Source organism: Mesorhizobium sp. CO1-1-8, assembly GCF_020164875.1.
Classification (GTDB): domain Bacteria; phylum Pseudomonadota; class Alphaproteobacteria; order Rhizobiales; family Rhizobiaceae; genus Mesorhizobium.
The window spans coordinates 261,371-281,440 of the sequence record NZ_JAIUGZ010000007.1 but is presented as its reverse complement, the minus strand read 5'-3'; the positions used below and the strand labels follow the sequence as shown (position 1 = coordinate 281,440).

Annotated in this window: 19 protein-coding genes; 12 read left to right on the top strand and 7 right to left on the bottom strand. The window is 63.3% G+C overall.

Going from position 1 to position 20,070, the window contains the following annotated elements:
- Positions 1-34: 34 nt before the first annotated feature.
- Positions 35-1,057 carry an aldose epimerase family protein gene (locus LB558_RS16995; RefSeq protein WP_224698620.1) on the top strand — a complete coding sequence of 341 codons (1,023 nt, stop codon included), beginning with the start codon at positions 35-37 and terminating at the stop codon, positions 1,055-1,057.
- A gap of 10 nt (positions 1,058-1,067) precedes the next feature.
- On the opposite strand, the gene LB558_RS16990 is transcribed toward LB558_RS16995, so the two are convergent.
- Entirely contained in the window at positions 1,068-1,988 is a 921-nt protein-coding gene (locus LB558_RS16990; RefSeq protein WP_224698618.1) for a sugar kinase, read from the bottom strand.
- Between the two features lie 152 nt (positions 1,989-2,140).
- Between LB558_RS16990 and LB558_RS16985 the strand changes: the two genes are divergently transcribed.
- Both LB558_RS16985 and LB558_RS16980 read left to right on the top strand, forming a co-directional pair.
- The gene (locus LB558_RS16985) at positions 2,141-2,590 is read left to right on the top strand and encodes a FixH family protein (RefSeq protein ID WP_224698644.1); all 450 of its coding nucleotides are present in this window, start codon (positions 2,141-2,143) and stop codon (positions 2,588-2,590) included.
- 7 nt (positions 2,591-2,597) lie between these two features.
- A complete protein-coding gene (locus LB558_RS16980; protein WP_224698617.1) occupies positions 2,598-3,797 on the top strand; it encodes a cytochrome-c peroxidase in 1,200 nt (399 codons plus the stop codon).
- 105 nt (positions 3,798-3,902) lie between these two features.
- Here the strand turns inward: LB558_RS16980 and LB558_RS16975 are convergent, their stop codons facing one another.
- Positions 3,903-4,355, bottom strand: coding sequence for an Lrp/AsnC family transcriptional regulator (locus LB558_RS16975; protein ID WP_127258631.1), 453 nt, complete (start codon positions 4,353-4,355; stop codon positions 3,903-3,905).
- Between the two features lie 163 nt (positions 4,356-4,518).
- Between LB558_RS16975 and putA the strand changes: the two genes are divergently transcribed.
- Entirely contained in the window at positions 4,519-8,130 is a 3,612-nt protein-coding gene (putA, locus tag LB558_RS16970) for a bifunctional proline dehydrogenase/L-glutamate gamma-semialdehyde dehydrogenase PutA (protein WP_224698615.1), read from the top strand.
- Positions 8,131-8,202: 72 nt separating this feature from the next.
- Here putA and LB558_RS16965 read toward each other — a convergent pair whose 3' ends face one another.
- The 4 genes from LB558_RS16965 to LB558_RS16950 form a co-directional block, all read right to left on the bottom strand.
- Entirely contained in the window at positions 8,203-8,517 is a 315-nt protein-coding gene (locus tag LB558_RS16965; protein ID WP_023812250.1) for an antibiotic biosynthesis monooxygenase family protein, read from the bottom strand.
- A gap of 65 nt (positions 8,518-8,582) precedes the next feature.
- Positions 8,583-9,680 carry a TonB family protein gene (locus LB558_RS16960; protein WP_318011649.1) on the bottom strand — a complete coding sequence of 366 codons (1,098 nt, stop codon included), beginning with the start codon at positions 9,678-9,680 and terminating at the stop codon, positions 8,583-8,585.
- Position 9,681: 1 nt separating this feature from the next.
- Complete coding sequence (locus LB558_RS16955) at positions 9,682-10,125, bottom strand: hypothetical protein (protein WP_224698613.1); 444 nt, start codon at positions 10,123-10,125, stop codon at positions 9,682-9,684.
- A gap of 5 nt (positions 10,126-10,130) precedes the next feature.
- Positions 10,131-12,320 (bottom strand): TonB-dependent hemoglobin/transferrin/lactoferrin family receptor, encoded by a 2,190-nt coding sequence (locus LB558_RS16950; protein ID WP_224698611.1) that lies wholly within the window; start codon positions 12,318-12,320, stop codon positions 10,131-10,133.
- Positions 12,321-12,518: 198 nt separating this feature from the next.
- Here LB558_RS16950 and hemP point away from each other — a divergent pair, with 198 nt between their 5' ends.
- From hemP to LB558_RS16925, 5 genes are read left to right on the top strand one after another with little or no spacing between them, the layout of a single operon-like run.
- Entirely contained in the window at positions 12,519-12,725 is a 207-nt protein-coding gene (gene hemP, locus LB558_RS16945; protein WP_224698609.1) for a hemin uptake protein HemP, read from the top strand.
- A 22-nt stretch (positions 12,726-12,747) separates the two neighbouring features.
- A complete protein-coding gene (locus tag LB558_RS16940) occupies positions 12,748-13,809 on the top strand; it encodes a hemin-degrading factor (protein ID WP_224698607.1) in 1,062 nt (353 codons plus the stop codon).
- A 10-nt stretch (positions 13,810-13,819) separates the two neighbouring features.
- Complete coding sequence (locus tag LB558_RS16935) at positions 13,820-14,728, top strand: heme/hemin ABC transporter substrate-binding protein (RefSeq protein WP_224698605.1); 909 nt, start codon at positions 13,820-13,822, stop codon at positions 14,726-14,728.
- Positions 14,729-14,735: 7 nt separating this feature from the next.
- The gene (locus LB558_RS16930; protein ID WP_224698602.1) at positions 14,736-15,827 is read left to right on the top strand and encodes a FecCD family ABC transporter permease; all 1,092 of its coding nucleotides are present in this window, start codon (positions 14,736-14,738) and stop codon (positions 15,825-15,827) included.
- Between the two features lie 6 nt (positions 15,828-15,833).
- A complete protein-coding gene (locus LB558_RS16925) occupies positions 15,834-16,622 on the top strand; it encodes a heme ABC transporter ATP-binding protein (RefSeq protein WP_224698600.1) in 789 nt (262 codons plus the stop codon).
- 36 nt (positions 16,623-16,658) lie between these two features.
- Here LB558_RS16925 and rirA read toward each other — a convergent pair whose 3' ends face one another.
- Positions 16,659-17,123 (bottom strand): iron-responsive transcriptional regulator RirA, encoded by a 465-nt coding sequence (rirA, locus tag LB558_RS16920; RefSeq protein ID WP_109668725.1) that lies wholly within the window; start codon positions 17,121-17,123, stop codon positions 16,659-16,661.
- Between the two features lie 273 nt (positions 17,124-17,396).
- Between rirA and LB558_RS16915 the strand changes: the two genes are divergently transcribed.
- The 3 genes from LB558_RS16915 (at position 17,397) to LB558_RS16905 (ending at position 19,922) form a co-directional block, all read left to right on the top strand.
- A complete protein-coding gene (locus LB558_RS16915; protein WP_224698598.1) occupies positions 17,397-18,692 on the top strand; it encodes a DUF445 domain-containing protein in 1,296 nt (431 codons plus the stop codon).
- Between the two features lie 111 nt (positions 18,693-18,803).
- The gene (locus tag LB558_RS16910; RefSeq protein ID WP_224698597.1) at positions 18,804-19,232 is read left to right on the top strand and encodes a phasin family protein; all 429 of its coding nucleotides are present in this window, start codon (positions 18,804-18,806) and stop codon (positions 19,230-19,232) included.
- 192 nt (positions 19,233-19,424) lie between these two features.
- On the top strand, positions 19,425-19,922 hold the full coding sequence (locus LB558_RS16905) for a MaoC family dehydratase (RefSeq protein ID WP_224698596.1): 498 nt from the start codon (positions 19,425-19,427) through the stop codon (positions 19,920-19,922).
- Positions 19,923-20,070: the final 148 nt, after the last annotated feature.

Below are 20,070 nucleotides of genomic sequence, written 5' to 3'. Positions count from 1 at the left end.
CCGAAGTCTTCTGGATCAACTGGCATTTACGGGCATGGCGATGAAGGACGGCGAGGTTTTCGGCACGACGCAGGCTGGCGAGCCGGTGCGTCGCTTCACGATCAGGGGCGGCGGCATCACAGCCAACATCATCGGCCTGGGCGCGATCATCCAGGATCTGCGCCTGACCGGGCACGATGCGCCGCTGGTGCTCGGCTATGACCGTCTGGAAAGCTACGAGACGGATACGGCCTTCTTCGGTGCTATCGTCGGCCGCTACGCCAACCGCATCCGCGACGGCCGCTTCACCATTGGCGGCAGCCGCTACCAGACCGAGCAAAACTTCCTCGACAAGCATACGCTGCATGGCGGCTCGCAAGGCTATTCCCACCGGCCGTGGACGGTTTCCTTGCATGGCAGGGATTTTGTCACGCTGACCCTGCACGATCCCGACGGCACGATGGGTTTTCCCGGTGCGCTTGATGTCACCTGCACCTACCGGCTGAAGATCCCCGGCACGCTCAGCGTCGAGCTGACGGCTACCTGCGAGGAGCCGACGCCGTGTAATCTCACCCAGCATTCGTATTTCAACCTGGATGATGGCGGCGCCGGCGACATTCTCGACCACAGGATGATGCTGAATGCCGGCGCCTACCTGCCGGTCGATGGCGACATGATCCCCACAGGCGTGGTCAAGCCGGTTGACGGCACGCCGTTCGATTTCCGCCAGGCACGGCCGCTGCGCATGGAAACCGAGGGCGAACAGCTGCCCTACGACCAGAATTTCTGCCTCGCTTCGGCACGCGGGCCGCTCAAGCAAGCGGCATGGTCGCAAGGCGCCAGTTCCGGTGTCGAGATGGAGGTCTGGACCACCGAGCCCGGCGTTCAGCTCTATACCGGCCAGTATGTGACCCCGCGAACCGGGCTGGAAGGGCGGAATTACAAAGCCTTTTGCGGTTTCTGCCTGGAGCCGCAGGTGTGGCCGGATGCGCCGAACCGGCCCTATTTCCCGCAGGCAACGCTGTGGCCGGGCGCGATCTACCACCATGTGACGGAATACAGGTTCCGACTGCCCTAGTTTTCAGACCTTAGCCTTCAAATGCCGCTCGCAATATCCCGAACGGCGCCAGCGCGCCGCGCACCTGCACGACGGCGGCGGCGACCCGATGGGCGCGGCGCGCGGCTTCATGCGGGTCGTGCCCGGCAAGACGTGCTGCAAGATAGCCGCCGTTGAAGGAATCGCCGGCGCCGGTCGTATCGGCGGGAGCGGCGACATGGATCGCCGGGACTTCGCGCAGCGTTCCTGCCTGGGCAATCAGTGCCGGCGCTTCGCCGTTCTTGACGACGACCTCGCTGACGAGTTGCCCGAGCCGCTTCGCTGTGGCTTGCGGTGTTGCATCGCCGAACAGCATCTGCTCGTCGGGGAAGGTCGGCAATGCGATGTCGGTGACGGCAAGGGCTTCGGCGATCGCTGCCTGCGCATCCTCGCGATTGCGCCAGAGCCGTGGCCGGTAGTTGGGGTCGAAGGCGACAAGTGAACCCGCCGAGCGCGCCTTGGCAACAGCCGCCAGCAAAACGGCGCAAGCGGCCTCGTCCAGAATTGCCAAGGTGATTCCGGAAAAGTAGACAAGCGCCTGATTTTGCAGGTTTTTCGACAGTGCAGCCGGGTTCGAGGCGAGCTGCCGCGCGGCGGCGTCGCCACGCCAGTAGGTGAAGGAACGCTCGGCCCCGGTCAGCGTGATGGCATAGAGGCCGGGCCGCGCGCCCGCTATGACCGGGCTGGAGCCGATGCCGATGCCGTTCTCGGCGAAGAAATCGATCTGGCCTTGCGAGAAGGGATCGTCACCGAAGGCCGAGACATAGGTTGCCGGCCGCTCGGTGCTCAACGCATGCAGCGCCCACAGCGTGTTGAACGTGTCGCCGGCAAAGCCCATGCGCCAGTTCGGTCCCGTCTGGCCCGACAGTTCGAGCATGCATTCGCCGATCGAGGCGACGCCGGTTCCCGCCATCTACAGTCCTCCAGTATTTCCCCGTGCTGTAGCTTTTTGCCACCGGCAGCGCCATGCTTGGCAAGCAGGGTTTTTTCCGCCACAGCGTTTTCCCACAGGCTGGCGGGATGCGATCCGCTCGGCAGAGCGTTGTCTGCAAAAGAGGAACTGGTTTGGCATCGATATGGCGTTATCTTCTGGCAGGTCTTGGTCTGGCTGCCTTGCTGGTCGGCATTCTCGCGGTCGTCTATCTGACGGCGCCGCGGTCGGCGCAGCCTGCCGGCCCGGATGTCTCGCGGACGAAGAAAACCGACAACGGGCTGTACATGGCGAGCTTAGTGCCAGAACGGGGCGTGGTGCGGCAGGGCGAACTGGAATCCTGGCTGCTAACCCTGAAAACAAAGACAGGGGCTTCGGTGGAGCGCGCCGCGATCGCCATCTCTGGCGGCATGCCGCAACACAACCACGGTCTGCCGACCAGCCCGCAGGTCACCGATTACCTGGGCGAAGGCCGTTACCGCATCGAGGGGCTGAAATTCACCATGAGCGGCTGGTGGCAACTTCGTTTCGCCATCTCGTCCGGCGCCGGCTCCGACACAGTACTGTTCAACGTGGTGCTGTGAGCAATCGATGAAGCGCCTTTTCTGCTTTCTGGCGCTGACGGTCGCCGCCATCCTCGTCGGCTGCGGCAAGCCTGACTTTTCCGACGCCGAAAAGAAAACCATCGCCTCGCTGGCGCTGTCGGCATTGCCGCCGCTGAGGTCCGACACCACCAACCGTTTTGCCGACGTGCCGGCTGCCGCCGCGCTTGGCTCGACGCTGTTCTTCGATCAGGGCATGAGCGGTGACGGCACAGTGTCCTGCTCGACCTGCCACAAGATCGACCGCCAGTTCCAGGACGACCTGCCGCAAGCGGTCGGCGTCGGCCGCACCAACCGGCGCACCATGCCGCTGGCCGGCGTGGCGCGCGATCCATGGTTCTTCTGGGACGGTCGCCGCGACAGCCTGTGGGCGCAGGCGCTGACGCCGCTCGAAAACCCATTGGAGCAGGCGGGAAACCGCACCGCCTACGCGCACTACATCAAGACGCGCTTCGGCGAGCGCTATGAACGCATCTTCGGGCGGCTACCTGACTTTTCCGGCATGCCGTTGAATGCCAACCCTTTGGGAACCGACGCCGAGCAGGCCGCCTGGAATGCGATGAGTGGTGCACAGCGCGACGCCATCAACGGCGTCTTTGCCAATATCGGCAAGGCGATTGCCGCCTTCGAACGGTCGATCGAGCCCGCGCCAACGCGCTTCGACCGCTTTGCGCTGGACCTCGCCACAGGCGCCGAGCCGAAAGGCGATGCCGTCCTTTCCAGCCAAGAAATCCTCGGCCTGAAACTGTTCATCGGCAAGGCTAATTGCGTGACCTGCCATAACGGCCCGCGCTTCACCGACAACAGCTTTCACAACACCGGCGTGCCGCCCGTCGCGGATTTGCCGCCGGATCGCGGCCGCATCGATGCGGTGCACCAAGTCGAGGCCGACCCGTTCAACTGCTTCGGCGCCTATCGCGATGGCGATGCCGCCGCCTGCGGTGAGCTGCGCTTCATGGTCAAGGATGCGCCGCAACTCATTCGCGCCTACAAGACGCCGTCGCTGCGCGGCGCCGCGACGCGGCCACCCTACATGCATGCCGGGCAGTTTTCGTCGCTCGACGAGGTCGTGGCGCACTACGCCAAGGCTGCCCCCAGCGTCGAAGGGGTGGCAGAGGTTCACCCGCTTGAGCTGTCGGATCGCGAGCGTGCGGCGCTAGTTGCCTTTCTGAAGACGTTGGCGGAGTGAGTTAGAGCCCGATCCATCCCGATGTATCGAGATGGATCGGGCTCTTTTCTTTTTGTTTGACCATGACCTTGTCCGAAAACCGGCTTCCACTTTTCGGGATCATGGTCATCGATCCTTCACCGTCTCCATTGCCACGAAGGTCGAGGTCTGGGCGACATGGGGCAGAGCCGAGATGCGCTCGCCGAGGACGCGGCGATAGGCGGCGATATCCCGGGTACGCACCTTCAGCAAATAGTCGAAGCTCGACGCCATCATGTGGCACTGCTCGATCTCCGGCACGGCCTGTACGGATCGGTTGAAGGCGTCGAGCGCGGCGGATCTGGTGTCGGACAATTTCACCTGGACGAATGCGACATGGCCTTCGCCCATGCGCTCGCGGTCGATGATCGCCTGGTAGCCTCTGATATAGCCGTCCTTCTCAAGCCGCTTCACCCGCGCTTGCACCGGCGTCTTCGACAGGCCGACCTTTGTCGCCAGTTCGGACATGGAAAGCCGGCCATCGCTTGCCAGCGCCGACAGGATGTTCCTGTCGATGCGGTCCAATTGGTCTTCTGTCATCGAAAATGCAGTCCGTATGTCAATTCTGGGCCGTTAAGATAGATCGAATGACCTTCAATGTCGATTTCTTTGGACCGGTCGAAATCTCGCGCCTGTGCTAGCTTGCGCCATTCGGTCCGGTGACCGCCGGCCGGCTCCCTTTTGCTCGATCCATGGGACCGCTATGCCGCTCGATACTATCCGTCAGCAGATCCGCGCCAACTACCTGCCCGACGAAGACGAGGCCGTGAAGCGGCTGGCTGAAGCGACGGGGCTTTCCCGGAGAGATCGTGACGCGATTTCGGCCCGGGCCGCCGATCTGGTGCGGGCGGTGCGCGGTTCGTCCGATCCAAGGCTGATGGAAGTCTTCCTCTCGGCCTATGGTCTCTCCACCAAGGAAGGCGTCGCGCTGATGTGCCTGGCCGAGGCACTGTTGCGCGTGCCCGATACCGAGACGATGGACGACCTCATCGCCGACAAGATCGCGCCGCACGACTGGTCGGCGCATTCGGGCGGTTCGAGCTCCATCTTCGTCAACGCCTCGACCTGGGCGCTGATGCTGACCGGCCGCGTCCTCGATGAGGGCGAGGGCGGCATAGAAGGCACGCTGCGTTCGATGGTGCGGCGGCTGGGCGAGCCGGTCATCCGCAAGGCGGTGGCCGCCGCCATGCGTGAAATGGGCGAGCAGTTCGTGCTCGGCCGCACCATCGCTGAAGCCGTCAAGCGCGGCCGGCCGATGACCCAGAAGGGTTATCTCTATTCCTTCGATATGCTGGGCGAGGCGGCCCGCACCGAGGCCGACGCGTTGCGCTACCTTAAGGCCTATGCCGACGCGATTTCCTCGCTGGATGCCGGCTCCAACGGCCCTGACATCAGGCAGAACCACGGCATCTCGGTCAAGCTTTCGGCGCTGCATCCGCGCTATGAGGTGGCGCAGAAGGACGAGATGCTGCCGGTCATGGCCGAGCGGCTTTTGTCGCTGGCGCTTGCCGCGCGCCATTCGCGCATGGGTCTCAACATCGATGCCGAGGAGGCCGATCGCCTCGATCTGTCGCTCGATGTTATCGAGCGGGTGCTGGCTGAGCCGGAACTCGCCGGCTGGAACGGCTTTGGCGTCGTCGTCCAGGCCTATGGGCCGCGCGCGGCCTTTGCCATCGACTGGCTCTATGCGCTGGCCAAGAAATATGATCGCAACATCATGGTGCGGCTGGTCAAGGGCGCCTATTGGGACACCGAGATCAAGCGGGCGCAGACGCTCGGACTTACCGGCTATCCCGTCTTCACACGCAAGGCCAACACCGACGTCTCCTACATGGCTTGCGCCAAGAAACTGCTTGGCATGACCGACCGCATCTATCCGCAATTCGCCACCCACAACGCGCATACGGTCGCCGCCATCCTGTCGATGGCTGATAGCAACCGCGATTCCTTCGAGTTCCAGCGCCTGCACGGCATGGGCGAGGCGCTGCACGAGACGGTGCGACGGTCCGAAGGCACACGCTGCCGGATCTATGCACCTGTCGGTGCTCATTCCGATCTGCTTGCCTATCTGGTTCGGCGGCTGCTGGAGAACGGCGCCAATTCCTCCTTCGTGCACCAGTTGACCGATGAGGATGTCGAGCCGGAGGACATTGCGCGCGATCCGCTCGAAACGATCGAAAGCCAGGGTCCGGCCGCCAATCCGGCGATTGCCCGGCCGTCCCAGATTTTTGGAGCCGGCCGTCGCAATTCGAAAGGATTCGACATCACCGACACGGTGACGCTGGCGGCGATCGACAAGGCCAGGGCGGCCTTCGCCGGGCCGGATCGCTGGCATGCCAAGCCGATCACCCGTGCCGCCGGCTACGGCAAGCAGCGTCCCATCGTCAATCCGGCAAAGCCTTCCGAAGTGGTCGGTACGGTCAGCGAAGCGGCTGCCAAGCAGGTCGCGACCGCCGTGCGCTTTGCGATGGAAGCGCAGCCGGCCTGGGCAAAACGTCCCGTCGCCGAGCGCGCTGCCATCCTCAACCGCGCCGCCGATCTCTATGAGGCCAATGCCGTCGAGTTCTTTGCACTCGCTACCCGCGAGGCCGGCAAATCGCTGGCCGACGGTGTGGCCGAAGTGCGCGAGGCTGTCGACTTCCTGCGCTACTACGCTACCGAGGCAGCCAATGCGGAGGCGGGCACGCAAGCGCGCGGCGCCATCGTTTGCATTTCGCCGTGGAATTTCCCGCTCGCCATCTTCACCGGCCAGATCGCGGCAGCGCTTGTCACCGGCAATTCGGTCATCGCCAAGCCGGCCGAGCAGACGCCGCTGATCGCCTTCCGGGCTGTCGAGCTGCTGCGCGAGGCCGGCGTGCCGGAAGATGTCATCCAGCTTCTGCCGGGCGACGGCCCATCGGTCGGCGGGCCGCTGACATCAGATCCGCGCATTGCCGGCGTTTGCTTTACCGGCTCGACCGAGGTTGCCAAGCTGATCGAGAAGCAATTGGCCGAGACGGCCGCACCCGACGCCATGCTGATCGCCGAGACCGGCGGCCTCAACGCCATGATCGTTGATTCCACCGCTCTGCCCGAACAGGCGGTGCGCGACATCCTCGCCTCGGCCTTCCAGAGTGCCGGCCAGCGCTGCTCGGCGCTGCGCGTGCTCTATGTGCAGAAGGACGTCGAGAAGAAGATGCTGGAGATGCTGAAGGGCGCCATGGAGGCACTCAGCATCGGTGATCCCTGGCAGATTTCGACCGATGTCGGCCCTGTCATCGACGACGAGGCGCAAAGCTCGATCCGCGAGTACTGCACGAAGATGGGCCTGCAGGACCGGCTCATCGCCAAGCTCGAGGCGCCGAAAGAAGGTCGCTTCGTCGCGCCGCATGTTTTCCGGGTCAAGGGTATCGAGGACATGGAGCGCGAGGTGTTCGGGCCGGTGCTGCATGTCGCCACCTTCGACGCCGACGAGATCGACACGGTCATCGCCGCCATCAACCGCAAGGGCTACGGCCTGACCTTCGGCCTGCACACCCGCATCGAGGGCCGCGTGCAGCATTTCGTCGACGGCATCCATGCCGGCAACATCTATGTCAACCGCAACCAGATCGGCGCCGTCGTCGGTTCGCAGCCGTTTGGCGGCGAGGGGCTTTCCGGCACCGGACCGAAGGCTGGCGGTCCGCACTACCTCCGCCGCTTCCGCAAGGGGCCGGAGGCTGGCACCCATTTGCAGGATGGCCATAAGGTGACGGCGACCGAGCTTGCCGACAATCTGCCCGATCCCGCACTTGGCGGCTGGTCGACGCGTCCGGACCGGATCGCCATTCTGAGGAAGCATCTGCGCGGCAAGGGTGCCGCGGCCATTGGTGCCGCCGCCGGGATCGATTTCGGCCAGGTCGACCTGCCCGGGCCGACCGGCGAGGCCAACACGCTCTCGCTATCACCACGTGGACGGGTGCTGTGCCTTGGTCCTGATGGCGACACGCTGCTCGCGCAGACGATCCAGGCGCTCGCCGCCGGTAATGCCGTGCTGGCCGTTGCGCCGGGTGCGCCGGCCGCCCTTTCCGCGCTGACCGGCAAGGGCCTGCCGCTGGCAGCCATCGACGGCCGCCCCGATCCGGTCGAAGCGCGCTCGCTGCGCGTCGATGTCGTCGCTTTTTCCGGTACGCTCGAGGCCGCGCGCATCGTGCGCAAGGTCATCGCCGACCGCTCAGGCCCGATCGTGCCGCTTGTCAGCGAAGTGCTGAACCCGGCGGCCTATGCGCATGAGCGTGCTGTCTGCGTCGATACCACCGCCGCCGGCGGCAATGCGAGCCTGTTGGCCGGAGCCTAACTCCGGCCAGTCGTTAGAGCTCTTTTATGCATGTCGTTGTCCCAAAACCGTAACCACTTTTGGCGACATGCACTATGCGCCTTCGACGACCGAAAAACCCTCGAACTGGGGGTGGCCGAGATAGTGGACTTTTGTCGTGCCGACATTTCGATGGGCGGCGCGGAAATTCTCCGACTTGGTCCAGGCGATGAAATCCTCGTGGCTTGCCCACACCGTGTGCGATGCAAACAGCGTGTAGCCTTCGGTCTCGTTGACAGGGCCACGCAGCAAATGGAATTCCCGAAAACCCTTCATCTCCGCGAGGCTGGAATCGCGGTTCTTCCACACGGCTTCGAAATCGTTCTCCGAGCCGGTCTGCACCTTGAAGCGGTTCATGGCGATGTACATGGCGGTTCCTTTCAATGTTGGTGAACTGTGATGATTGACGGATGTTCGAGCGGCGAGGCGGGCTCTCAAAACGGACCGATCGCGCCGGTGAACACAAGACTGTCGCCGACCTTCGGCGGAATGGGTGGGAAGGGTGCCGCCTTGCGCACGATGCCGAGCACGATCTGATCAAAATTTGGCGATCCGGAGCTTTGCAGAATGCGCAGCTCGTCAATGCCGCCACGGCTGCCGATGACGAATGTCACCACGGCATTGTTGCGGGCGGTCAGTTGCACCGAAGGCGGCACCGCACGATTGACGCGGCTGAGCTTTCTGATGACGTCGCTGCGGTAGCTGTCTTCCGCGGCACTGCCTGCCTCGTTCTGCTTGTTGCCCTTGCTGGCGGCCTGCGCCAACCGGTCCTGACCATCCGCCGTGCCTCGCTTCTCATCCGCCGTCTTTGAAGGGGCAGCTGCCGGAACCGGCTTGGCGCTGGGGATCGGCGGCTGTTCTGGAACCGCGACGGGCACTTCGGTGCTCTCGGGCTGAACGGTCGGCTGCGCCGGTGTTTCGGCCTTGGGAGCCACGCTCTGGTCATCGGGGCGAGGGGCGCCGGCCACCAATATGTCCGGCGTCACCGCTGGCTGTTTAGCAGGTTCCGGCAAAGGCTTGGTCGGCGGCTTTGCCGCTTCCCCGGCTGGTCGAGAAGGCTCTGTTGGCGGCGTTGGCTTGGGCGGCGTTGCTGGCTGTGGTTTGGCCGGTTGCGGGCTCGGCACCAGTGCAACGCTTATTGCCGCCGGGTCCTTGTCCAGCGCGCTGCCGGCCACATTGGTGCCCGACTGTTCACTGCCTTCCGGCTGCTCGGCATCTTGGAAACTGGAAATCGCCGTAGGCGAGATCAGAAAAGCCGCCGCCACCGCGGCATGGAGCAGACAGGAGACGACGACCGCCGCCGTCCATTTGCGGTTCCAGGCCAACGGCCGCGGCTGCGTAAGCGGCTCGGTTGGTTCTATGGCCAACTCGACGCTGGCTTCGGGGAGGGGACTGATATCCTGCATGTCTCGCCGCGAGACCTGCAGCGACAAGAGCGGAATTGTCAAATCAAGATCGTTCGCCGGCAGCCGGCCGTGGCGGGCAATCGGCCATGTCACGGTGTTCCGCGGGAATGCAGGATGCAGTCCCACCTTAGACTCCGAAAGCGATCCCGGTCTTGGTGTCCGTTTTCAGATTGCGCATGCAGGCGCTCGGTTCGACGCCGGTACCGGTGCATTCGGTCGCGCTGTTGATCAGCACGCGGCTGACTTTCGAGCATTCGGTGCCGGCCAGATCGAAACGTGTGACCTTGGTCTTGCCCGCCGGCAATTCCTTGAAGTCGAGCACGGTCAGCCGGTCGACAACGCCGGCCTCGTTGAACAAGGCGATCTCGAACGCCGCCTTGGACAGGTCGGCGCCGAGATTGTTGTTGACCACGAACGTCAGGCGGCAACCCTTGTCGGAAGGTTGCGCACCATTGAGTTCGAGGCTGAGCGCGGGGACCGGCGCGGACTCTTGCGCCAACGCCGGAACCATCGCAAGCGACATCCCCAGCATCGAGGTCAGCAGACGAAGGGATGTCGTGAAGCTCGTCATGGTCATCAGCCTCCAAACCGCATCGTTGCCGCGAGCTTCAGCGTTATGCCGGGTTCATAGACCGCAACTGTCGTGCTGCCGTTGAGCGGGTTGGCGTATTTGACATCGAACAGATTGTCGGCGCGGAAATCAATCTTCAAATTGTCCGTCGCCTGGTAGCTGGCAAAGGCATGGACCAGCGTGTAGTCCTTGGCCACCGCATTGCCCTTCGGCTTGCCATTGTACTGCACTTCGCCGCCGACAGTCAGTTTGTCTTCGAGGAAGCGCAAGCCGAGCTGCGCGGTGACCTGGGATGAGGGGATCGTGGCGAGATCCGCCCGGTCGCCTTCATACGATATCGTATGGCCATTGGTGATGGAGGCTGAAAGTCCGGCATAGCCCCATGCCGCGTCGTAAACGCCCTCCAGTTCGAAGCCGTTGATCTTGGCCTTGGCGAAATTCTGATACTGGAAGCAGATCGGGATGCCGGGGCCGAACGGGCAGCCACTCGTCGGGTCGAATGCCGACAGCGTCACGCCATCGATGTAGTCATCGACATCATTGTTGAAATAGGCCGCCTTGAGACGGAACGCGTCGCCGGCCTCAAGGATATCGTTCTGCTTGTAGTTGATGCCGAATTCGGTCGTCTTGCCGGTCTCAGGCCGCAGATTGGGATTGGGCAGGAACGGAAAGCTGACGCCTGCCGGATGATTGCCGCTGATCAGCGTCTCGGTAATCGATGGCGAGCGATAGCCCTCGGCGTAGGTGCCGTAAAACTGAAGGCCGGCAAGGCTCGCGGATTCGAACGGGGAGACGCCGACGGTGATGCGCGGCGATACCCTGTCGCCAGAAATGTCGTGGGTGTCATCCTTGAGGCTGTAATTGTCGTAACGCAGCCCGGCAATGACTTCGAGCCACTCCCAGGTGAGCTTGTCCTGGACATAGGCGCCGGAGACGTTGCGCTTGCCCGACGGCGTGTAGAAGCTGTCGCCGCCGGCGGTGCCGCCTGTCTTGACATTGTCGCCAGCCCAGTCGCCGCCATAGGTCAATTCATGTGCGACATTGCCGGTCTCGAACCGGGACGTGTTCCAGATGTCGATGCCGGTGGTGCCGACGTCGAATGTCGACTGCGATCCCGCCGGCAAGACAACGGGAAGGCCGGTGACCGGATCAAAGCGGTTTTGCGGGACAAGGCTGGTCAGATCGAGGTTGGTCTTGTTGTAGGAGGTGTTGATGTGGAGATCGAGCCAGCTCTTGTCCTCATCGGAGATGTTGTAGCGCGCCGTGAAGGTGTTCGACGTCAGGTCGACGTCATTAACCGGCACGCCGCCGCTGATCTCGTTCCAGCCATCGCTTGAGCCGACCCAGCCGAGCTTCAGTTCACTGTTGTCGGTCGGCCGGATGGTGGTCTTGAGCAGGCCGCTAAGCACATCGAAGCCGGTGCCCTTGACGGTGTCGCCACCGCCATCCTTGTAGTCGTCATAGTTGCGGTAGACGATGTTGCCGAGCACGTCCCAGTTCTCGTTGAGGCGATAGGCACCGGATGCGCTTGATGTCCAGCCCTTGCCGTTGCTTTCATAGCGTCCCGTGACGGAGCCGGCCCATGTCTCGTCCGGCTTGAGAAAGTCCGCGGCATCCTTGGTGTCAAAGAAGACGACGCCGCCGATGGCACCCGAGCCGTAGGTGTTGGCGACAGGACCGCGGATAACATCCACGGATTTGACGAGTTCGGGGTCGATGTAGAAGGTCGACTGCGTGCCGTGGTCGGAACGCTGGAAGTTCTGACGGGCGCCGTCGACGATGACCGCGACGCGACCGAAATCCTGCAAGCCGCGAATGTTGATGCTGGTGCTGACGCGCCTGGCGTCGGCCTGAGCGGCGACACCGGGCACGCCGAGCAGCATCTCATTCGGCGTCGTCGCCATGCGGCGGTCGAGCTGTTCCTGATCGACGTGGCTGGCTGACGCCAGCGATTCAATCGCCGTCTCGCCGGTGCGGCTGATGACGAGGATCTTGTCGAGCAGCGTTGCGCCCGCTTGTGCCGCCTTTTCTTCGTCGGCCTTCTTCGTTTGATCTGTCTGCTGGTCCGCCGGCTGCGCCGCCTGCTGAGCGTTGGCCAGCTGCGCTGACAAGGCGATCGCCGCCACGCTTGCCAGCAAAGCCGCCGCGCCGTTCGCCGCCGACCGGCCGCGCCATTCCCAAGTCACAAACCCCATGCCCCAACTCCAAAGTCCAGGTTTCATGCTGGCTGGCCCGGGGCTGGCTGGCATTTTTGATCGTGTCCGGCGTCTTAAATGTTGACTCACTTAATCCGGTATTGCACTGACTAGTAAACATGATTATTCAAGTCAAGAAATGAATCGGATTACGCAACGCCTAGCCAGACGCCCGGCACAGGAAAGGGATCCATCCAGATGAACACCCACAATCCCAACGATTTTCGCTATCGCGTCCGCCGTTCCGACGATGCCTTCCCCCGTTTCGACCGGGTTCCGCTGGCGGTACGAACCCTTTCCAGCAACACCCTGTTCCAGGGTGAGCACGAGATCGGCATCGAGCATCACGGTGCGCTCTACCGGCTGAAGATCACCCGTCAGGGCAAGCTCATTCTCAACAAGTAAGACAAGGCAACAGGGACGAGACATGGACCAGCGCGTAAAACCCGCCCCGCATGAAATCCGGCGGGCACGGACAGACAATCCGAAGACGCGCGAGCGTGATCTGGCCGCCCAGCTCGGCATTTCGGAAGCCGAACTGGTCGCCGCGCATTGCGGCGACGGCGTCGTGCGCGTCGAGCCGCGCGTGAACGACCTTCTGACCGGCCTTGAGGCCGTCGGCGAGGTTATGGCGCTGACCCGCAATGAGAGCGCGGTGCACGAAAAGATCGGCGTCTATGACAAGGTCGTCACCGGCAACCACAATGCCATGGTGCTTGGCGAAAACATCGACCTGCGCATCTTCCCGAAAATCTGGGCACACGGCTTTGCCGTCGAAAAGCGCGACGGCGACGAGATCCGCCGCAGCCTGCAGTTCTTCGACGCGGCAGGTGAGGCCGTGCACAAGGTGCATCTGCGGCCGGCCTCCAGCCTCTATGCCTATCAGAAGCTGGTTGCCGCGCTCGAATCGTCCAACCAGGAACCGACTGTCGACATTTCCGGGCCACTCCCCGATGACGAGATCCATGGCGACGAAGCGACCGCCAATCTCGACGATCTGCGCGACCGCTGGAGCCGGCTGACCGATGTGCACCAGTTCTTCGGCATGCTGAAGACGCTGAAGCTGAGCCGCCGGCAGGCGGTGCGGCTAGTGGGGCAGGACTATGCCTGGCAACTCGACAATGATGCCGTCCGGGCCATGTTCCATCACGCCGCGGAGGGCGAGATGCCGATCATGTGCTTTGTGGGAAACCGCGGCTGCATCCAGATCCATTCGGGGCCGATCAAATCGATCAAGCCGATGGGGCCGTGGATCAACGTGCTGGACGAAACCTTCCACCTGCATCTGCGCACCGACCACATTCAAGAGGTCTGGGCGGTGCGCAAGCCGACCAAGGACGGTCATGTCACCTCGCTCGAGGTCTATGATTCCGACGGCAAGATGATCATCCAGTTCTTCGGCAAGCGCCATGAAGGCGAAAGGGAGCGTGACGACTGGCGCTTCGTGGCGGAAAACCTGCCGCGCATCCCAAGCCCAACCGTAGCCTGAGGAAAGTAAGATGCGTTTTTTCCCCGGACTGTCGGCTGTGCGCGGATCGATCCTTGGGTCGATGGCCGGTGTTTCTCTGGTTTTTGTCGCGCTGCAACCTGTCGGCGCCACCGAAGGCACGGCCGTGTTTGCCGATCCCTCCAAGATAGCGGCCATTGGCGGCTCGATCACCGAGATCGTCTATGCGCTCGGCGAGGAGAAGCATCTGGTGGCGCGCGATTCCACCAGCCGGTACCCAAAAGCGGCGCTTGAGCTGCCCGATCTCGGCTACATGCGCGCGCTGTCGCCGGAAGGCGTGCTGTCGGTCAATCCAACCGGCATCCTGGCGCTGCATGGCAGCGGTCCCAAGGAAGCCGTCGATGTCTTGAAGAAGACGAGCGTCCCGTTCATCGAAGTGCCCGAGCACTATAGCCACGAAGGCATCCTCGAGAAGGTCCGCATCGTCGGCAAGGCGCTCGGCGTCGACGCCAAGGCCGAGGTGCTGGCCAAGGAGCTTGATGCCAAGCTCACGGCCGCCGAGAAGCAAACGGCGTCGATCAAGGAGCGCAAGCGCATCCTGTTCGTGCTGTCGATACAGGGCGGCAAGATCCTGGCGGCCGGCAACGAGACCGCGGCCGACGGAATGGTCAAGCTGGCTGGCGGCGTCAACGCGGTCGAGGGCTTTTCGGGCTACAAGCAGATGTCCGACGAGGCGATCATAACCGCCAGGCCTGACGTGATCCTGATGATGAGCAATGCCGGGCCTCCGGTCTCGGACGACGAACTGTTCGACAATCCGTCGATCGCCTCGACGCCGGCCGGAACGGCGCGCAAGCTGATCCGCGTCGACGGCGCCTATCTGCTCGGCTTCGGGCCGCGCACGGCTGATGCCATCCACGACCTCGCTGCCTCGCTTTATGGCGGGCAGGTGACGGACTGAACGGATCATGGTCGATCAATCGATCGCCGGCCTGGCAAGCGTATCCGAAGGTGACCGGTCGGGCCGCGCCCGAATCGTCATCCTTCTGCTGTGCCTGGGGCTCGCGGCTGCCGTTTTTCTGTCGCTGACATCGGGGGCTTCGGACGCATCGGCCGTCAACGTCATTGGGGGCTGGCTGTTCGGCGCCGTGCCTGATGACGCCGCGGTGAGTGCCCGCGACGGCCTGATCGTCTATGACATCCGCCTGCCGCGCATCATGCTCGGCATGCTGGTCGGTGCGGCGCTCGCGGTCTCCGGCGCGGTCATGCAGGGGCTGTTCCGCAATCCGCTGGCGGACCCCGGCTTGATCGGCGTCTCGGCCGGTTCCAGCCTGGGCGCGGTTGCCGTCATCGTGCTCGGCGCGACGATATTGGCTCCGGTGACAGTCTTGCTCGGCACGCTTGCACTGCCGCTGGCGGCCTTCTGTGGCGGGCTCGCCACCACGCTGGTGCTTTATCAGGTCGCGACGCGGCGGGGGCAAACCTCGGTTGCCACAATGCTGCTCGCCGGCATCGCGCTGGCGGCGCTCGCCATGGCGCTGACCGGCATCCTCATCTTCATGGCCGACGATCGCCAGTTGCGCGACCTGACCTTCTGGCAACTCGGATCGCTCGGTGGCGCGACCTGGGCGAAGATCGCGTCGGTAGGGCCGATCATCGTGCTGGCGCTGGCGGCGATGCCGTTCCTGGCACGCGGCCTCAACGCGCTGGCGCTTGGCGAGGCGACCGCCGGTCATCTCGGCATTCCGGTGCAGCGGCTGAAATACACGGCTATCGTCGGCGTCTCCGCTGCGGTCGGCGCATCCGTCGCCGTCAGCGGCGGCATCGGCTTCGTCGGCATCGTGGTACCGCATCTGCTGCGCCTGCTGATTGGTCCGGACAATCGCTATCTGCTGCCGGCGTCGGCGCTGCTCGGCGCCTCGCTGCTGCTTCTGGCCGATGCGGTCGCACGCACCATCGTTGCGCCGGCCGAACTGCCGATAGGCATCGTCACCGCGATAGCGGGCGCACCGTTTTTCCTTTGGATCCTGCTGCGCAAGCGCGGCGTGGTTGATTTGTGAGGCTTGATGATCGAGGCCAAGGATGTTTCGGTTGATATCGCCGGCAAGCCTATCGTCAGTGGTGTCGATTTCCACGCACGGCCCGGCGAGATCGCCGCCATCGTCGGCCCCAATGGGTCGGGCAAGACGACCTTCCTCAAAGCACTCTCCGGCGAACTCGCCTATACCGGGCGTGTCGCCCTCAACGGCCGAGATCTCTCGACGATGAAGCCGGTAGAGGTGGCCGTCCATCGCGCGGTGCTGCCGCAGGCGACGACGCTGTCGTTCCCGTTCACCGTGCGGGAAGTGGTCAAGCTTGGTCTTGTCGGCGGCCGTTCAGGCGCCTTGCCGGGCGAGGATGCGCGGTTGCCGGAACGGGCATTGGCGCGTGTCGATCTCGACGGCTTTGCCGGCCGTTTCTACCAGGAGCTTTCCGGCGGCGAGCAACAGCGCGTTCAGCTCGCGCGCGTGCTGTGCCAGGTCTGGGCGCCGGTGCTTGACGGCAAGCCGCGCTTTCTGTTCCTCGACGAGCCGGTTTCCAGTCTCGACATCAAGCACCAGCTGATCATCATGAACATTGCCCGCGACTTCGCCAGAAGGGGCGGCGGCGTGGTCGCCATCCTGCACGACCTCAATCTGACAGCCATGTATGCCGAGCGGATCTTCGTCATGCATCGCGGCAGGCTGGCCGCCACCGGGTCGCCGCAGGACGTGCTGAGCGATGATCTGATCGAAAAGGTGTTCGACTGCCGGCTTAGGGTCGGCGTGCTGCCGGCAGGCAACATGCCGTTCGTGCTGCCGCAGTCAGCCGCCTAATTTATTGCAAAAACCTAGCCCGCGTCCCTGGCTGGATTAGGCAGCCGGGGCGCGACGCTCCATCAGCATGTCGATGCCGAGCAGGTTGCGCACATTCGGCCTCGCCGCCACCAGATCGGCGATGGTGTAGCGCGACAGCACGGCGAAGAACGCATTCAGCGCCTCGCGCAGCGCCGAATTCAACGCGCAGCTGTCGACCAGCGGGCATTCGGCGGCGTCGTTCTCGAAGCATTCGGCCATGGCGAAGCTCTCTTCCGTCACGCGCACGACATCGAAGAGGCTGATGGCTTCAGCCGCCCGGCCAAGCTTGACGCCACCATTCCTGCCACGCACGGTCTGGACGAGGCCGTGCTCGACCAGCGGCTGCAGGATTTTGAACAGGAAAAGCTCCGACACCGAATAGGCGGCCGCGATCTCGGGAATACGGCTCAATCGGTCATCATTTGCCGCGCAATACATCAAGATGCGCATGGCATAGTTGGTCTGGCGCGTAAGCCGCATTTTGTCCTCACAAGGCACTGGTGCGGTGCAACCACGCCAGATCTGGAAATTTTTGCTGATGCGGCTTTGACCCGAATTCCCGGATTCGCCACATTGGCCTCCGCGGAATATGGCCTATACCTTGGAATAATTCCAGACTGGCTTCACGCGATAGATGAATTTTCTCCTCAACTTTGCGTGCGCAGGGGAAAATTCCGGGCAAACCCCGCTGTAGCGGGTATTTCGGCCGTCGGAACACTAGATAGGCTGAGATCGACGAGGAGCGGCTCACCCATGTCACAATCGGCTTCGCCCCTGGCGCCGGTCCGTTTCGATGCCGAAGCGGATGCCAAGCTTTCCGCGTTACGGCGGACGAAATTCCTCGCGGCGGCCGCGCTGGCGCTTTGCGTGCTGGTGTTTGCGGTCGCCAAATCGTTCGAGCACATCCATCCGTGGCTCGGCTTCGTCGCTGCCTTTGCCGAGGCGGCGACCATTGGCGGGCTGGCCGACTGGTACGCAGTGGTGGCGCTGTTCAGGCGACCGCTGGGGCTGCCGATCCCGCACACCGCCATTATCCCCGAGAACCAGAACCGCATCGCCGACAATCTCGGCCGCTTCATCGAGGTCAACTTCCTGGCGCCCGAACCGGTGCGCGAAAAGCTCGCCGAGGTCGATTTTTCGGCGTTGGTCGCCGACTGGCTGGCCGATACCGAGCGCGCCGCCGGCCTGTCACGTTTCGTCGTGCGGCTGGTGCCGCAGACATTGGCCGCCGTCGAACAATCCGGCCTGCGCGGCTTCGTCACCAGCCGCATGCTCGAACAGATCGAAAAGGTGCCGCTGGCGCCGTTGGCCGCCGAGCTGCTCTCGGCCCTGACCGACGACCGCCGCCACCAGAAACTGTTCGACGAGTTCACCAAGGTGATCGGCCGATTCCTCAACGACGAGCAGGCGCTGGCGACGATGCGCGAAAAGATCCGCGAGGAACTGCCGTCGCTGTTCAACCTGTTCCGCGCCGACGCCTATCTCCTGAAGAAGATCGTCGCTTCGGCGGGCTCGCTGCTCGATGAGGTGAGGGCCGATCCCGACCACCCGATGCGTGCCGAATTCGACCGTTTCGCGCAGAGCTTCATCGAAAAGCTGAGGACATCAAAGCAATACGCCAAGCGCGCCGAGAAGCTGAAGCGCGACTTCCTGGCCCGTCCGGAGGTCAAGGGATTGGCCGGCGATATGTGGGCCAGTCTCAGCCAGTTCATCGAGCAGGATGCCAAGGCGCCGAATTCGGTCATCCGTGCACATCTTGCCAACATGTTCGTCGAAGTCGGCCGCCACCTTGCCGGCGATGCGCAGATCCGGGCCGACATGAACCAGGGGTTCGTGGTGGCGCTGGCGTCGTTCGTGGAGAGCCAGAAGGCCGGCGTGTCGACATTCATCGCCGACCAGGTCAAGCGCTGGGACCTTGCGCAACTGACGCGGCTGATCGAGATGAACATCGGCAGGGACCTGCAATACATCCGCTTCAACGGCATGATCATCGGCGGGCTCGCCGGTGTCGTGCTTTATGTGGCTGAGCGGTTGTTCCTCGTGAACTGATGCGCGGCCAGACTGGCGCTCATTCCTCCGCGTCCGAATGGACTCACGGCACGCGAGTGTTATTCTCCATCCGAGGGTGCCCGCATCCGCGGCAAAGGGGAGCAGACCAGCATGGCAAAACAACCGGAATCCGATTCCTTCATGGACATGTTCGGCAGGTTCGGCCGCGACCTGAAGGTGCCGAATGTCGATGTCGAGGCAATCCTTGCCCATCACCGCAAGAACCTCGAAGCGCTGGAGAAATCGGCACGAGCGGGTGCCGCCGGCGCCACCTCGCTGTTGTCTAGGCAGCGCGAGATGCTGCAGGATACGCTGCGCGAGGTGACCGATATGGCGCAGAGCTACAGGGCGCCGGGCAATCCGCAGGAACTGATGGCCAAACAGACGGAGTTTGCCAGAAAGTCCTTCGAGGCCGCGTTGAAGAATGCCGGCGAAGTGGCTGAACTGGTCAAGAAATCCGGCGCCGAATCGGTCGACATCCTGCGCAGCCGCATCAAGGAGGCGATGGAGGAAATCCGCGCCGGCTACGAGAAGAAGTAGCGGATGTGGCCGGGACCGGCTCATTGCTGCCGGCAGCGCCCTGAAGCCCGGAAAGCCCCATTTGACCTGCGACTGCGCCGGCGGCATGGCACGATTGCGGCCGAAATCGACGGAACGGATTCGCGCAGAGCGAATTGACAGAGGCCGTCAGTTCGTGGTCCGGAGGCTCTGGAAGCGATCGGGAAACCAGGAATGAACGAAATACGGCCTAAAACGCCGCCGACTTTCGACCAGTTGAGGACGATGGCCGGGCAAGAACTCGGTGTGTCGGAATGGACGACGGTCGACCAGAACCGCATCGACCAGTTCGCTGAATGCACCGGCGACCATCAATGGATCCATGTCGATCCTGAAAGGGCGCGGCGGCAAAGCCCGTTCCGCACGACGATCGCGCATGGCTATCTGACGCTGTCGATCATCGGCGCACTGGCGCTCGGCATGGGTATCGTGCCCGAGAATACGCAGGCCGCCTTCAACTATGGCTTCGACAAGGTACGCTTCCTGGCGCCGGTCAGGGTCGGCGCGCGCATCAGACTGCGCATCACGCTGCTGTCCATGGAGGACAGGGGCCCCGGCCAGTATCTGATGAAGGCCGCCAACACGGTCGAGATCGAAGGCGAGGAAAAGCCTGCCTTGACGGCGGAAACGCTGGTCATGCTCTATGAGCGCCGCAAGCGGGCAGGCGCCTGAGAGCCTATTTGGAAATTCTACTCCGGCGGCCATCTGATGGCGTTTTCTGCGCTTCCGGTGCTCACGGATCTAGTGTCCGCTCCGCTCCGGTTCTCGAAACCACCATCATATGACTCGCCAGAGCGAATTTCGGAAACAGGCTCTAAGC